This window comes from Neobacillus ginsengisoli, assembly GCF_030813055.1.
Window position 1 is genome coordinate 194,053 of the sequence record NZ_JAUSTW010000008.1, and the last position, 15,179, is coordinate 209,231.

Genomic DNA, 15,179 nt, shown 5'->3' on the forward strand with positions numbered 1-15,179 from the left:
ATTCAAAAAGTACATCTTTCGTTTTTTTTATATATTAATTTGAATTAAAATTAATTGACTCCTAAAATTCAGCCTATCTCACGAAAATCAAATTCGAACGATACATTCGTGACAAATTTATGGATAATAAGAATTAAGCCATGTGTTTCATCAGGCTATATATATCAATTATAATGAGAATAGCGATTTTATGAGAGGAGATTTAAAATGCTAGTGTATGATCATACTTCAAAACAAACCACTACGGAGAAAATTAGAAAACCGACTGAGCACGAGGTTGTGTGGATTCGTCTTCGAGATCCAGAGCCAAGTGAGGTTAAGCATGTTCTTTCCGATTTACTTAAATGTCATCCACTAGTCGTTGAAGATGGCATCAAGTTGAATCAACGTCCCAAAATGGATCGGTATCGGGATCATATCTTTATATCCTTTTTTGCAATCGACCAGCAGCACGAGCCAATCGAGATTGCGTTGGTAGTTGGAGCGAATTATGTTGTATCTATATATAAACATGATATACCGGTATTGGATGACTTGTATGAGCAATTTAAAAGTATTGAGGGGAAAATGGAGTTTCCCGCTCAAATCTTATACCATATCATGGACCAATGTGTGGACGAATATATGAATGTTGTTGATCATTTAGAAGATAAGATTGAAGAATGGGAGGAAGCCATCCATAATAATCCATATTCATCTATTGCCCAAGATGTTTTTCGACTTAAGAGGACGACTCATGCGCTAAGGAAGATATTTATCGAGGAAAGAACGGTATTAGGCGATATTAGCCATCAACACTTTCCCTATACAATTCCAGAAGCGGATGTATATTTCGTAGATGTGTTTGACCATATCTCGAGAGTAGTTGACTCGATTGATATGTTTCGTGATTCACTGACTGGTCTGCTTGATATGCAAATTTCCATGAAAGGCGATCGAATGAATGAAATTATGAAGACTTTGACGATATGGAGCACAATTTTTCTGCCATTGTCTTTTGTGGTCGGCCTTTATGGGATGAATTTGAAAGGAATTCCCGAATATAATTGGAATTTTGGCTATGTCTATGTATGGGGAATAATGATCGTTTTAATCTTGATTATGGTGGTTTACTTTAAGAAGAAAAAGTGGTTATAAATCAATTATATAAAATCGCATTTCCGAAAAATTTTATTAAAGTAAATACAAGAGAAAATCAACTGACGGTCTTTCCAAGCCCAACGGGATATACTAACAATGAAGCAACCGTATGTCAGTTACTACTCAAAAGGTGCATAGTCCAAATGGCTTTGATGTAACAAGATTACACTAAGTACTTGAATTAGAGACTCCTGTGGGTACGATTCACCTTGCAAGGCTGAAGCACCTGTTATATCAGGCAATGGAGCCTATCAGCCCCCTTATCCTTGTTTTACCATATAATAGAAAATGTACTATACAGAAAAGCGAGGTGTCCCCCTTCCAAAATAGCAAAACAACCAAATTAATTATTCACAAAAATATGAAAGGGGATGTTTATTCATCTCCTTTTTTTGTTCTCTGGCTCCAGATAGGTTTTACCGTTCATAATTAAAACATTTTTATCAATACTTTTTAATAAGCTAAACAATAGGACTACAATTCCATTAATATTTGTAAAGAAATATCAATTACAATTTAAAAAATATTTAACCTATTTCCTTCGATATGCATAGTATGCAAAACCTGATGTGGAAAGAAAGTATCATGAGGGTTTGTTAATTATGTATGGAGGTCGTTCCAGATGATGATGATTTTGTCAGCTTTATTGTTTAGTATATCCTCTTGCCTAGATAATGTAGTTGTAGGAATGGCTTATGGAATTAAGAAAATTAAGATAGGAATAATTGCCAATCTAATTATTGCAGTTGTAACAACAACAGGAACATTTTTATCAATGTCACTTGGTATGTATATATCAAAATTCTTACCTCAATCAGTATCAAATATTTTAGGTGCTGGAATTATTGTGATTTTGGGAATATATTTTGTAATACAAAGTATAATAAAATTTACCCATAATACCAATTCAAAAGAACTTGCATTAAATGACCTTTCAGAAATGTTCGTGTATGCAGAAAACTCAGATTTTGATAAATCAGGTGATATTGATATTAAAGAAGCATTTATATTGGCATTTGGATTAACATTTAACAATGTAGGTGCTGGGATAGCTGCAAGTATAACAGGGGTAAATATTTATTTAACAGTCATCTCTACATTTATCATAAGTATTCTGACAATTATCTTCGGAGAATCAATTGGCAAAAATGTATTAGGGAAGTTTTTAGGTAAATATGCTCCATTAATTGCAGGTATTTTGTTAATTATACTTGGTTTTATTGAAATGTTTAATTAATCGTTTTTTTAGTAAAATAGACCGTTTTTTTTACGGTCTCATTACATAACTATGTTGTATTAAAAGGACTATTAAATTCTAAAAACTTTTCTTATTCCATTATGATTAGTTTGTACTTACTTAAACTCTTCTGCTTCGATAGTTTAACAAGGAAAAGGCGGTGCCTTATTAAAGTATCGCCCCCGTTAATATAAGTGAAATAGTCACGAATCTATTAGTATCCTAATTGTCCTGCAGGAATATTTAACTTGTAATAGATTCATTATTCACAGCCGCCCAATTAGCACTAGATTAACTTTGGGCAATGTTATCCTTGAAAATGCTGGATCGGGTATTCTTGTTGGAACAGGACAAATTCTATCCCCATACACTTTTGTTAGAGTATATCATGTTTAACATCATGAAAGGATGGGGAAGGTATGCCAGAGTTACCTACGATTAGGCTAGGTTCTACAGGCGAATATGTAAGATTACTGCAAATGAATCTAAATGGATTAGCTCTTAATTATAACAATTTTGCAATCAACGGTACGTATGATGCAAAGACAATGGCAGTGGTTAAAGAATTTCAGGACCGGTTTGAAATGGAAAGTAACGGCATTGTAGAGGCGCATACATGGAGTATATTAATAGAACAGGTCAAGCATGTCCAAAAGCAGTTAAATATACATGGATATCATGTTGGTTACCCCGATGGATGGTATAGGGCATCGACAACAAGCGCCGTTGAAAGATTCCAGCAAAATCATGGTTTGCAACCGTTAGGAATTGTCGACCCAAGAACACGAAGGAAATTATTTAATCCTCATCCACAGGATACTATTGAAAAGCGTCCAAGTTCAAATGACTTAAATTCACTCCATCCACACGTTGCAATGCTTGCAAAAAGATTTCTGGAATTGACAAGAACGCATAATATAGATGTTCGGATCACAACAGCATTTAGAAGTTGGGATGAATCAGACAGATTATTTGCCCAAGGAAGAACAACCCCGGGACCGATTGTTTCAAATGCCAGGGGAGGTGACTCTTATCACAACTGGGGATTAGCCTTTGATGCCGCACTTATTGAAAATGGTCAAATATCAAATGATATTCGGAAATATTTTACTATGGGACATTTAGGAGAGCAACTAGGTCTTAAATGGGGAGGAACATTTAAGAGTATAGTTGATTATCCGCATTTTCAATATACATTTGGATTAAATACATGGGATCTTCTGAATGGTGTTATACCGCCTAAATGAGTTTCATTATCCTTTGAAAAAGTTAACTACGAGACATTCTTAACAGGAATGTCTTTTTGGACTGTCATACCAATTTCATTGAGCTAAACTGCCGGTTAGCCATCCATATACAAATTCACCCATATTTATCCAATGGTTTGATTTCATTTAAAATCTTTCATAAAACGGTCGTTTTTTAGACTTAATTTTGCAAACTCCAACTTTTTACTAACAAAAAAAGACTATCCTTTTTGGATAATCCCTATTACTAACTTAACCCAGGTTCTATGACCGTATTTTTTACGCTCTTTAATTAATTTCAGCTTTCATTTAAAGTACCTGGTATTAAATATTAATTCATTCTTTGATTATTTTGGTTAGGAAAGCAGCTATTTTTAATTCAAGGTGTGAAATTTTAAGCTTCATTTTTATATTTTGTTCGTTTACTGTGTCTAAATCTCTCCCAAACTGCTTGGTTCGCTTCGATTTCCATAGCATCTTCGAGCGGATCCAGTTTTCTTCCTGTTTTTCGTTCACAAGCCTTTTCAATCAGATAATCAGCGATTCTCGGGTTTTTGGGGAGAATGGGGCCATGAAGATAGGTTCCAATAAGGTTATTGTAATGAAGTCCTTCTTCACCACTATCACCGTTGTTCCCGTAACCGTTAATCACTTTTCCAATGGTAGAAAAGTTATGATAGGTTTTTCCACCGTGATTTTCAAAGCCAACCACATTCCCAAATTGCTCGGATTCCACTAAAAGATTCGTCATGAGTCTGTCATCACCCGCTTTGGTGTAAAACGGAAGGATACCCATTCCTATTAATTTTTCTCCGTTTTTCATTTCATAATAATCCCCTAAAAATTGGTATCCTCCGCAGATAGTTAGGGCGGATACCCCGTCTTCTACCCATGCTTTGATTTCCTTCACGAGGGGGGTAAGTCTTTCTGTTGCGATGGATTGTTCCCGATCGCTCCCCCCACCGATCATGAATAGATCACAACCAGATTTACTCGCATCATCAGGGTTTTTGATTTCTTCGATTCGAAGAGAGATTCCCCTCCATTCGCACCGTTTTTTTAGGCATATGATATTTCCCCTGTCCCCATACAGATTTAGGGTGTCTGGACAAAAATGGTATAGTAAAAGTTCCAAGGTACTTATCTCCTTTTTTCTGCTCTTCTGCTTCCTTTAATAGGATGGTTACCATTGGAGAAAGACAAGTGTAAGTAGCCATAATATAAGCAGGATACCCCTTCTTTTTGGCATATAGGACTGCTTCTTTCATTTCCGGTAAAATGATGATTTTTTCTTCTGGAATGCCTGCATATTTCATCCTGAGTGCTGCATCATGTGCCCTTTTTCCACTTGCAATAAACGTCTCCACCTCTTCACGGTTCGCTATTTCCATGTCGATATCCCATATCCATGAGATGTCTTCCCCATCAGCAAGGTAGTCATTTAAGCAAAAAATCAGTTGTTTCTTTTCATTAGTTTGTAAATACTCAGATAGTGTAACATTTCCTCCTGCAGGGTTTTTCACTAGGTTAAGCTTCCAAGTATCCTCACCAATGAGAAAATCTTGCATTCTTCCGTTTATTTTATGATATAACATCAGACCCTCGCGGATCTCCTTTGTGTTCAAACCCATTTCTTGACAAGCACAAATGGCAAGAATTGCATTATATGCATTGTACATTCCTTTTAAGGTCGTCGGGTAGTCCGCTCCATCCACGGTAAGTCGAATCCCTTTTTTCCCCTGATAAACCTTTTCGACAGAAAGGGTTGTTTGAGGACGTGTAAAGCCGCAGGTACATTGATAATGTCCTAGCTGACCGAAATGAACGGCGGTGTATTTGAATTCTTTCTGACAGATTGGGCAATATTTCGATTCACCCATCGTATATGATTGAAACCGGCCTGCATTTTTATCAAGGCCGACATAAATGTTTTTAGTTTGAAGGTTTGAAAACCTATTAACAAACGGATCATCAGCATTTAATATTAATTTAACATCAACTGATTTCAGACTGTCCTTCATTTTTTCTATAAGTAAGTCAAGTTCACCGTATCTGTCCAGTTGATCCCGAAAGAAATTTGTTACGATTAGGTAGTCAGGTTGACACTCCAATATTGCTTTTGGAAGGCTTGCTTCATCCACTTCGATTACTGCTACATCATTCATCATGAACCCAATAAAAGGAGCATTGCGAACAATAGTTGCTGAGATTCCGGTAACCATGTTAGAACCTTCGCTATTGGCTAACACCGTTTTGCCTGAAGTTTCTAGTAAATGAGCAATCAAATTCGCAGTAGTAGTTTTTCCATTAGTTCCTGTTATATAGATGATTTCTTTTGCATTACTTCTTAAGTGACGTAAAAATTGAACATCTATTTTTCTTGCCACAATTCCAGATATAGTGCTTCCTCCATTACCTATCATGCGACTCGCTGTTCCTGCTGTCTTCCCTGCCCAGATAGCTAATTGTGTTTTCATATCTATTCTCCCCACTGGTTGTACAACTTAATGACGAAACTAGCCATAAATTTTCAAATGTAAGTATAGTGTTCTTGAGACTAACAGCTAAAAAACTTTCTAATCAAAATCTCACATATGCCTTACCCTAATTATTATAATCCAATCCATATAGTTGCGGATGAACATTATTTAATTTTAATAAAAATTTTATTTTTTATTAATAATACTGTGCTATTATTTTAAAATTGAATTTAGAAGGGAAGGATATCTTGAATTTATAAATAAAGTATAAATGTTCATTATAGATGCTAAAAACGGGAATTTCGAAAAAAATAGGACAAAAAAAGAGACTTGCTATTCGCAAGCCCTTAGTTCTCTACATAGATGTTACATTTGCTTTCTTAGCATGCAGCCTTCAAGAAAAATAGGGACAACTTATGAAAACTGTCCCTATTAATTGTTTCTTATATTAATAGCTTCCTTATACACTTCCGTTTCTCCTACACAGATCAGGAGTTTAGAGCGCTTTCCTCTCTGTTAGATCCTCTTCTTGAAGATCCGCAGGTACACGCTTGTTTATTCCGAAAGCATAATAGCTGATTGCCACAATAGCCAGGAACACAATACCCGCAATCAGTGATACACGAGTGTCGTCATTGAACCACATACCGATAAGCACCGCTACCAGATAGCCAATTGTCAGATAGTTAGTGACTGGCGCAAAAGGCATTTTGAATGGATGGTTGGCCATTTTTGCAGCATTGACTTTCCTGAACTTGATTTGGCTGATCAGGATGACAAACCAAGGAACCATCCCAGGAAGAACACTTGCAGCATAGACGTACACAAACAGTTTTTGTGGTGCAATATAACTTAAAACAACACCAACGCCAAGGCCGATCAGTACGCCAATTGTACCGAATAAAGGCACCCCGTTACTTGAAATCTTCGCAAACGCTTTGGGAGCTTGTCCATTGACTCCAAGAGTATAAAGCATGCGCCCTGCGCTGTAGATACCGCTGTTGCAGCCAGACATCGCAGCAGTGATAACAACAAAGTTAATGATTCCGGCCGCAGCTGTAATACCAATTTTTGCAAAAGTTGCTACGAACGGGCTTCCGATAGAAGTCAATTTATCCCAAGGATAAACTGTGACAATAACAAAAATTGCGCCAATATAGAAAATGAGGATACGCCAAATTGTACTTTGAATCGCGTTCGTTATTGTTTTCTGAGGATCTTTCGCTTCACCAGCTGTAATACCAATAAGCTCTACACCTTGATAAGCACCAACAACTAGTGATAGGGCAAAGAGGAATCCTTTAACTCCGCCAGTAAAGAAGCCGCCATTTTTCCAGAGGTTTGATAGGCCGATTGCATGTCCTCCGTTGCCAATGCCGAAGAAAATCAGGCCGAAACCTGCAACAATCATCAATACAATCGTAACTACTTTAATCAAAGCAAACCAAAATTCGAATTCACCAAATGATTTAACAGAAATAAAGTTTGCTGTCCCAAGGATAACCATTGCGATAAGGCCTGGAATCCACGAAGGAAGATCTGGATACCAATACTGCATATATGTGCCGATCGCGATAACTTCCGCCATGCCGACAACTACCCATTGGAACCAGTTGCTCCAGGCTGTCATATATCCCGCCATTGGATGGATATACTTATAGCCAAATGTTGCGAATGAACCTGTACTTGGTTCCAAATAGAGCATTTCGCCCATGGCACGCATAATTAAATATAGAAAAATCCCTGTAATTGCATAAGCGAGCATTACCGATGGACCCGTCCAGCCTATTGTGCTGGAAGATCCCATAAATAGACCTACACCAATCGTTCCGCCCAAAGCAATCATCTGAATATGGCGTGTACCTAAGCCCCTATTCAATTTCTTGTTTGTCATTTCATTTCCTCCTCTACACTGCTTATTGTCAAATTTCAAGCAAATTACATATACATCCTTTGTACATATTTATGTTAGTGGAGGACTACCTGCAATAACATAATTCCGTGTCAACAGGACATTACAGATGTAAAATTCCAAAAGTAACTTTTTCATTCAATACCTTGGTTTCTACATCTAAAGAATTAACTAAAGACCAACTCTTTTTCGCTTAGACCAAGTGTCTGGGCTGTTGAAGAATGAATTTCGTGCAGAAGCTTTGGGTTTTCCATTAGTGACACGCCATAAGAAGGAATCATTTCTTTGATTTTCGACTCCCACTCTTTCATATGTTGCGGGAAGCATTTTTTGAATACCTCAAGCATTACGTGAACGGCAGTAGAAGCACCTGGAGAAGCGCCTAGTAATGCTGCGATCGAGCCATCAGCGGCTGTAATCACTTCTGTACCAAATTGAAGCGTTCCTTTGCCGCCAGCTTCAGTATCTTTGATAACTTGCACACGTTGGCCTGCTACTACTAAATCCCAATCCTCGCTTTTAGCGTTCGGGATAAACTCGCGTAACTCTTCCATACGCTGTTCTTTCGATAACATAACTTGCTGAATCAGGTATTTTGTCAATGACATCTCTTTTGCGCCTGCCGCCAACATAGTTAAGACATTATTCGGTTTTACGGAAGTTACTAAATCGAACATTGAACCAGTTTTTAAGAACTTTGGTGAGAAGCCGGCAAATGGTCCAAATAGCAACGATTTTTTATTGTCGATAAATCTTGTGTCAAGATGCGGAACAGACATTGGCGGAGCTCCAACCTTAGCTTTGCCGTATACTTTTGCATGATGCTGCGCTACAACATCCGGATTATTACACACCATAAATATTCCACTTACCGGGAATCCTCCAATATGTTTTCCTTCAGGAATACCGGATTTTTGCAGTAAATGTAGGCTTCCTCCCCCGCCGCCGATAAAGACGAATTTTGCAGTATGGCGTTCGACGTTACCGCTGTCGTTTCGTACTTTCAATTCCCACGAACCGTCGCTAGTACGTTTAATATCATCAACCTTATGTTTGAAATTTATATCGACGTTTTTACTCCTTAAGTGGTCAAACAACATGTGCGTTAAAGCGCCAAAGTTGACATCCGTTCCAGAGTCGATTTTTGTTGCCGCTATCGGTTCATTCGATGTACGGTCTTTCATAATAAGCGGAATCCATTCCATCAGTTTTCCCGGGTCATCGGAAAATTCCATCCCTTGAAACAGAGGATTGTTTGAAAGCGCTTCAAAACGTTTTTTTAAAAACTTTACATTTTTTTCCCCTTGTACTAAACTCATATGAGGCAATGGCATGATAAAGTCCTGCGGATTACGTATCAGATTTCTGTTTACAAGATAAGACCAAAACTGCCTTGAAACCTGAAACTGTTCATTAATTTTTATAGCTTTACTAATATCTATGGATCCGTCCGGTTTTTCGACGGTGTAGTTAAGCTCGCACAGGGCCGCATGCCCCGTTCCCGCATTATTCCATTCGTTAGAGCTTTCCTCTCCTACGTTTGCGAGCTTCTCAAACACTGTAATTTTCCAGTTCGGTTCTAATTCTTTCAGCAGTGACCCCAAAGTCGCACTCATGATTCCGGCACCAATTAAGATAACGTCTGTTCTAGTTTGTATGTTACTCATTTTTCCCATCCTTATCCCTAGTTTGCAGCAAGGATGTAGGCGCTCCTGCTTAGGCATTACAGCAAGCCAGGGCGCGACCTAATCACACACCTTTTCTGCATCAATTATATCCAAATAACAGTATGTCACTATTTGATTGTAATCTAATAATAGTATATCACTATTCAATAATAACTTAATAATAGTATATCACTATTATTTGTAGATTAAAATATTTATTTACTATTATTATGATAGTTATAAGCTATTATAAAGCTGGTAAGAAGTGAGAAGTCCGTCCATAAGGTCCTAGGAACACACAAAAACCAAGGCCTTAACCCTTTACGCTTGCAAGGGTTGATGCTTTGGTTTGCCGTTACCAGTGAACCGCCACCCTCTAATTTCCCCTTTACTTATCATAACACGCATGAACCATATACATCACCAATTGGTTGATGAATCAAATATAAATCTAAATAATCTACTTGTAATCGTTCCAGAGATTTTGCGAATGCTTTCTTTGCACTCTCATAACTAGCATCCTGAAATGATTATATGTTCCAAAAAAGTATCTATTATTATATTGTTAAAATAGAGTTTATATGAAGAAATGAACTTAAACTAAATTCCTCCATTCGTTCAATAAAAAAGGGGTTCGCCGCATTAACTCCATCTTTGACATAAGCACCTGTTCACACTAAAAGAAGGTTTCAGCAAATTGTTCTTCTGAGATCACTTTTAATCCATTTCTTTTTAGTAAAGCAGAAGTTACTCCAATCCCAACAATTTTTTTACCAATAAATTCGCCGTTATAAATCTTAGAACTGCCACAAGATGGGCTATCCTCCTTTAGAACCACTATAGTCGCATTTATTTCTTTAGCTTTTTCTAGAGTAGCATAAGCTCCTTTTATGTAAAGTTCCGTAACATCTTTACCTGATTTATCAACTACTTTAGCGTTTCCATCCAGTACATCTTCTCCGTTTCCACCTACTATTTCAGCTGGTTCTCTGGGAGTTGAAAATCCACCAAGTAATTCTGGACATATTGTAATAGCTTTATTTTCTTCTACTAGTTTACTTATTTTATTATTTAAACTGTGCGTACCGTTATATCTCACCTGTAATCCTGCTAAGCAGGAACTCACCAATATCATTAACTCCCCCCTTAAGTTCTCCTTATTAAATTTTATCAAAAATTTCCTTGGTGAACTAACCTTCCCGTTACCTCAATAAGAAAAGCCACCAGTAGGTTGGCAGCTTTGATCTCAACATAAGCACCCGTCCTTTAAGTATAATAATTAACAAATCCGCTTTGGTAAAGCAAACCAAAAAAGGATTATGCCTTGTTTACGCATCGCACCCGTAAGTGAAACAAAAAAGTACCCAATTGATCAGGTGTGGTATGGTATGATGAATATGAAGTGTTAACTAATAACCCCTTTTAGTTAACGTTTAAATTTAATTGAACCTGTAAATTGGGGGAGAATTATGTATAAGCTGCGAGGTCATCATCTTTTTTGCCTTCTGGGCTATCGGGGAATGGGCTATTCCGAAGAATACGTGGAAAATATGACGCGTTTGCATCAAACCTTGAGAGATAACCCCAAGACATTAATTCAACTTGTAAAGGGACCTGATCAATTGTGTGAAAAATACCCCAACTCAGGTAAATACCACTGCCAAGACGACAATATTTATGAAAGAGATGCCGCTATTTTAGAGAAAATGGAGCTTAAAATCGGACAGATTCTGAATTGGGAGGACATTGAGTCATGCATCCAAAAGTTTGTCGTCCCCTCCGATATTCAAATTGTGTGTGAAACTTGTTCCTGGCGTTCATATGGAGTTTGTGAGGAAGGTATTCAAGAGATTCATGAAGGGAAGGGCTTAAGGGAAGTTAAATAAGCCCTCCCCCTTTTATTAATAGTTCTGTTTTAAGGTGCAACTTTTAAACAGTGTCCAATTCGTACACCTAAGGGTCGGAACTTACCGAACAAGGAATTTTGTTACCTTAAAAATTGGTTGATATAACAGTTTTTTTGATCAAACAATTTTGGTATTTTAAATGAACAGATGTAAATATACAAAGGGCGTCTTAAAATAGACATAGAAGATATTTATTCTTTAACTTAAACATCCGTTAGTTTTAGTACCAATTATTCACAATCTAAAATTTAATTAAGTAGTAAAAATAACAAACCTTCACGAAAATAGGTGGTTTTTTCAAGGGTGAAATTAAGCGTTGCTTTGTTTAATTCTTGCACCCGTTCGTACAACAAGGATTTATCACTTAGCATTATTTATATACGGTGGAGCTTCTTGAATCCAATTTCGTTCTAGCATAAGTTGTTTTAATGGTATTGAAATAGTTAAATGCTTAATTAAAAACTTTGAGAGCATAAACCCCACATCTGCACGAATTGATTCCGTCATTACTCTCATTCCATGCATCATAGCAACTAGAAGGTTATAAGATAATAAATTAGCGATTTCTTCGTCAGTAAACTTCACCCCTTCCGGAATACCTTTATAATCACCTATTGGCTTAGGTGCACTAGGTTTCGGTAATGGTATACCTTCATTCAAGAGAAACTCATTCAACTCTTTTACAATTTCTTTATGAACAAGGAATACATCCTTAACTTTTTCTTTCAATTCATTATCTTGGATTGAGTTAATCCAAACCTCTTCAAGCCGTAATGTATTTGTACCCATTCCTGCATATAACCATATATTACTTACTTCTAATGTATTCAATGGTTTTTTTTCATCATCTAAAAAAGGTTTAAAGGTATCATATAATACTTCAAAATAATTCATTTTAAAGCCCCCATCAAAGAAACAATATTATTTCTTTAATATAACCTACTAATACGATTTTAATCTTTCTGTTATTTTAGAGGCTAATCTGATAACTTTAAAATATCTCATACTAAATATATTCCCTGTTCCGCTATTGGTTAAATCTAGCAATAATTCTTGCCTTATTAGCCAACACTATAACTCTTAAGCTCTTAATTCCTTCTTCAATAATTTGCTATACAAATTCTAACAAAAAACACATATAAATGGCTCTATAGCAACAAAAAATGACTATCAAATCGATATACAATTCAATAGTCATTTTACATTACGTTTTAATTTTTGTGATAGGTAACGAAACCCGATATTTATAAACAACCCTCTGTTTTTTATATCTCCTAAAAATAGAGCAATTCCTCAATTTGTTTTTTTGAATTTTTGAGAGTTTCCATTTTCTCTAGACATGCCCTATTAAAATTGTGTACAATATTTACAGAAGAATCAAAATAAACAGAAAATAATAGGGGGTAACACATGAACAAGAAAAAAATGACAGGTATCATGGCTTCGCTTTTGATTGCCGCAGGCGTCATATCTGGCTGTAGTTCTTCATCGAGTGGCAGCGCCGGAGGCAATGGCAACAGCGATTCATCATCTACGATTAAAATTGGAGCGAACCTTGAATTATCAGGCGGTACGGCTTCGTTTGGTCAATCCGTTGACGAAGGTCTTCAATTGGCATTAGAAGAAATCAATAAAAATGGGGTAAACGGTAAGAAATTGGAGTTAGTGAAAGTCGACAATAAATCGGATGCGGCTGAAGCCACAAACGGTACAATCAAATTGGTCAGTCAGGATAAAGTTTCTGCCATCATCGGTTCCGCTACCAGCACCAACACGCTAGCGCAAGTTCAAATTGCGGATGATAATAAAATTCCGTTATTGTCTCCGACGGCAACCAACCCGGCGGTAACGGTCAAGGGCGGCAAAGTAAATGATTATGTATTCCGTGCGTGCTTTATTGACCCATTCCAAGGTACCGTTGCTGCAAACTTTGCAAATAAGACCTTGAAAGTTAAAAACGCCGCTGTTCTGATTGACAGCTCGAGTGACTATTCAAAAGGTCTTTCGGATGCTTTTAAAACTGCCTTTAAGAAAAACGGCGGAACAATTGTTTCTGAAGAAGCGTATGTGGCAAAAGACACTGATTTCCATGCTACGCTTACCAGGATTAAATCCCAGCATCCTGATTTTGTTTTCCTTCCTGGATATTATGAAGAAGTGGGACTAATTTTAAAGCAGGCTCGCGAGATTGGCTTGAATATTCCATTTATGGGCGGAGATGGCTGGGATTCACCTAAGCTTGTTGATATTGCTGGTGCCGCTCCTTTAAATAACACCTATATTACTAATCACTATTCTTCCGGTGACTCTGATTCGAAGGTTCAAGGCTTTGTGAAAGCCTTCCAGGCAAAATACGGCGGAAAGTCACCTGACGCTTTTGCCGCACTCGGATATGATTCCGCTTATTTTATTGCGGATGCCATCAAACGTGCCGGCTCAAGCGATCCGCAGAAAATTCAAAAGGCACTTTCTGAAACGAAAAATCTTTCGCTCGTTTCCGGAAACGTAACACTTGACCAAAACCATGACCCGATCAAATCGGCGGTTATTCTGGAATACAAAGACGGCAAACAAACGTTTAACTCAAAAGTAAATCCGTAATATATATATATTATAACAAATTAACGCAGTAAATTATTAAAGAAAACAAGCGAAATAAAAGGCTGTCGAGTGTTTCTCGACAGCCTGAGGATGTCCCTTAGGTACATCCTATTTTCCTTTTTATGAAGCTGGTTCAACTTTTGTTGCTTTATAGCCTGATCCATCCCATTGGAGATACACACGATATTTTTGCGAGCCTTTTGCTTTTGCTGATACAGTCCCGACTGAGCCGCCTGGGTTGCTTTTGTCGCTCCCTAAAAACCATACAGTCATCTTGCTTTGATCTATTCCAGCAGCAGAAGAGATTGTCTGCAGCATCTCCTGCCAATCTTGAGAACTTGAATCATAGCTTGTAACATGCTGCTGACCCGTTTGTGCCGGTGTTTCCGGTGCTGGTGATGTTGTTGAACTTGACTGCGAACTACCCAAAGAAGATGAGGATGAATTGCCTGCTGATGCTGTATCACTATTCGTTTGATCATTTTGAGTTTGATCTTGGGACGATGAGTCGTTATTTGTTTGATTGCTTGTTGAACTCTTTTTCGCAGCTGGCTTATCCTTCTTTATGTTGTGAACTGATTGTTTTTCGGATGAGGCTTGAACACTTTTTTGGGATGCTGCCTTGTTATCTCCCGACGAAAAAATCGAATATGAAACAAATACAATAAGTATAAGTACGATTACAATTGATCCGTTTAAAATGATATTGGTTTTTTTTCTTTTTGCTCTGGACGTTGCACGTGAATTGCTTTGAAAATTATACAAAATAACCACTCTCCCAAAACTGAGGATTTCAACATTCTACCATGTGTGGTGAAAAATTTGAAGTATTTTATCACAATATTCCATATTTTGGTACCTTATCTTTATTTACTGATACCTTTCATAAAGCATTTTAACCATTTCGGAAAACAACTGCTAAGCCCCTTTTTCATTGCCAGTCACATCCTAATTAACCGCAACTAGTGCATATTTAGGTTGATGGTAA

Annotated in this window: 12 protein-coding genes and 1 pseudogene; 5 read left to right on the top strand and 8 right to left on the bottom strand. The window is 37.2% G+C overall.

All coding sequences use genetic code 11. The features are described from left to right. Positions 1-207: 207 nt before the first annotated feature. The 3 genes from corA (at position 208) to J2S10_RS21820 (ending at position 3,624) form a co-directional block, all read left to right on the top strand. Positions 208-1,137 carry a magnesium/cobalt transporter CorA gene (gene corA / locus J2S10_RS21810; protein WP_307412336.1) on the top strand — a complete coding sequence of 310 codons (930 nt, stop codon included), beginning with the start codon at positions 208-210 and terminating at the stop codon, positions 1,135-1,137. A 625-nt stretch (positions 1,138-1,762) separates the two neighbouring features. Next, positions 1,763-2,377, top strand: coding sequence for a sporulation membrane protein YtaF (gene ytaF / locus J2S10_RS21815; RefSeq protein WP_307412338.1), 615 nt, complete (start codon positions 1,763-1,765; stop codon positions 2,375-2,377). 419 nt (positions 2,378-2,796) lie between these two features. Further along, positions 2,797-3,624: a peptidoglycan-binding protein gene (locus J2S10_RS21820; RefSeq protein ID WP_307412339.1), complete on the top strand. Its 828-nt coding sequence runs from the start codon at positions 2,797-2,799 to the stop codon at positions 3,622-3,624. A gap of 394 nt (positions 3,625-4,018) precedes the next feature. On the opposite strand, the gene J2S10_RS21825 is transcribed toward J2S10_RS21820, so the two are convergent. From J2S10_RS21825 to J2S10_RS21850, 6 genes and pseudogenes are all read right to left on the bottom strand, one after another. Then, on the bottom strand, positions 4,019-4,717 hold the full coding sequence (locus J2S10_RS21825; protein WP_307412461.1) for a type 1 glutamine amidotransferase: 699 nt from the start codon (positions 4,715-4,717) through the stop codon (positions 4,019-4,021). Next, positions 4,626-6,101, bottom strand: coding sequence for a Mur ligase family protein (locus tag J2S10_RS21830; RefSeq protein WP_307412340.1), 1,476 nt, complete (start codon positions 6,099-6,101; stop codon positions 4,626-4,628). The genes J2S10_RS21825 and J2S10_RS21830 overlap by 92 nt, the downstream gene beginning before the upstream one ends. Before the next feature lie 499 nt (positions 6,102-6,600). Further along, positions 6,601-7,998, bottom strand: coding sequence for an amino acid permease (locus J2S10_RS21835; RefSeq protein WP_307412342.1), 1,398 nt, complete (start codon positions 7,996-7,998; stop codon positions 6,601-6,603). A 185-nt stretch (positions 7,999-8,183) separates the two neighbouring features. Then, entirely contained in the window at positions 8,184-9,683 is a 1,500-nt protein-coding gene (locus tag J2S10_RS21840; RefSeq protein ID WP_307412344.1) for a malate:quinone oxidoreductase, read from the bottom strand. Between the two features lie 407 nt (positions 9,684-10,090). Then, positions 10,091-10,207: pseudogene (locus J2S10_RS21845) on the bottom strand (aldo/keto reductase); the annotation flags it as partial. 152 nt (positions 10,208-10,359) lie between these two features. Beyond that, entirely contained in the window at positions 10,360-10,818 is a 459-nt protein-coding gene (locus J2S10_RS21850; RefSeq protein WP_307412346.1) for a 2-thiouracil desulfurase family protein, read from the bottom strand. 334 nt (positions 10,819-11,152) lie between these two features. Between J2S10_RS21850 and J2S10_RS21855 the strand changes: the two genes are divergently transcribed. Continuing rightward, positions 11,153-11,569 (top strand): DUF1284 domain-containing protein, encoded by a 417-nt coding sequence (locus J2S10_RS21855; protein ID WP_307412348.1) that lies wholly within the window; start codon positions 11,153-11,155, stop codon positions 11,567-11,569. Between the two features lie 381 nt (positions 11,570-11,950). Here the strand turns inward: J2S10_RS21855 and J2S10_RS21860 are convergent, their stop codons facing one another. Then, entirely contained in the window at positions 11,951-12,484 is a 534-nt protein-coding gene (locus tag J2S10_RS21860; RefSeq protein WP_307412350.1) for a DUF3231 family protein, read from the bottom strand. Between the two features lie 516 nt (positions 12,485-13,000). Here J2S10_RS21860 and J2S10_RS21865 point away from each other — a divergent pair. Beyond that, positions 13,001-14,191 (top strand): ABC transporter substrate-binding protein, encoded by a 1,191-nt coding sequence (locus tag J2S10_RS21865; protein WP_307412352.1) that lies wholly within the window; start codon positions 13,001-13,003, stop codon positions 14,189-14,191. A gap of 120 nt (positions 14,192-14,311) precedes the next feature. Here J2S10_RS21865 and J2S10_RS21870 read toward each other — a convergent pair whose 3' ends face one another. Continuing rightward, on the bottom strand, positions 14,312-14,956 hold the full coding sequence (locus tag J2S10_RS21870) for a YrrS family protein (protein WP_307412353.1): 645 nt from the start codon (positions 14,954-14,956) through the stop codon (positions 14,312-14,314). Between the last annotated feature and the right edge of the window lie 223 nt (positions 14,957-15,179).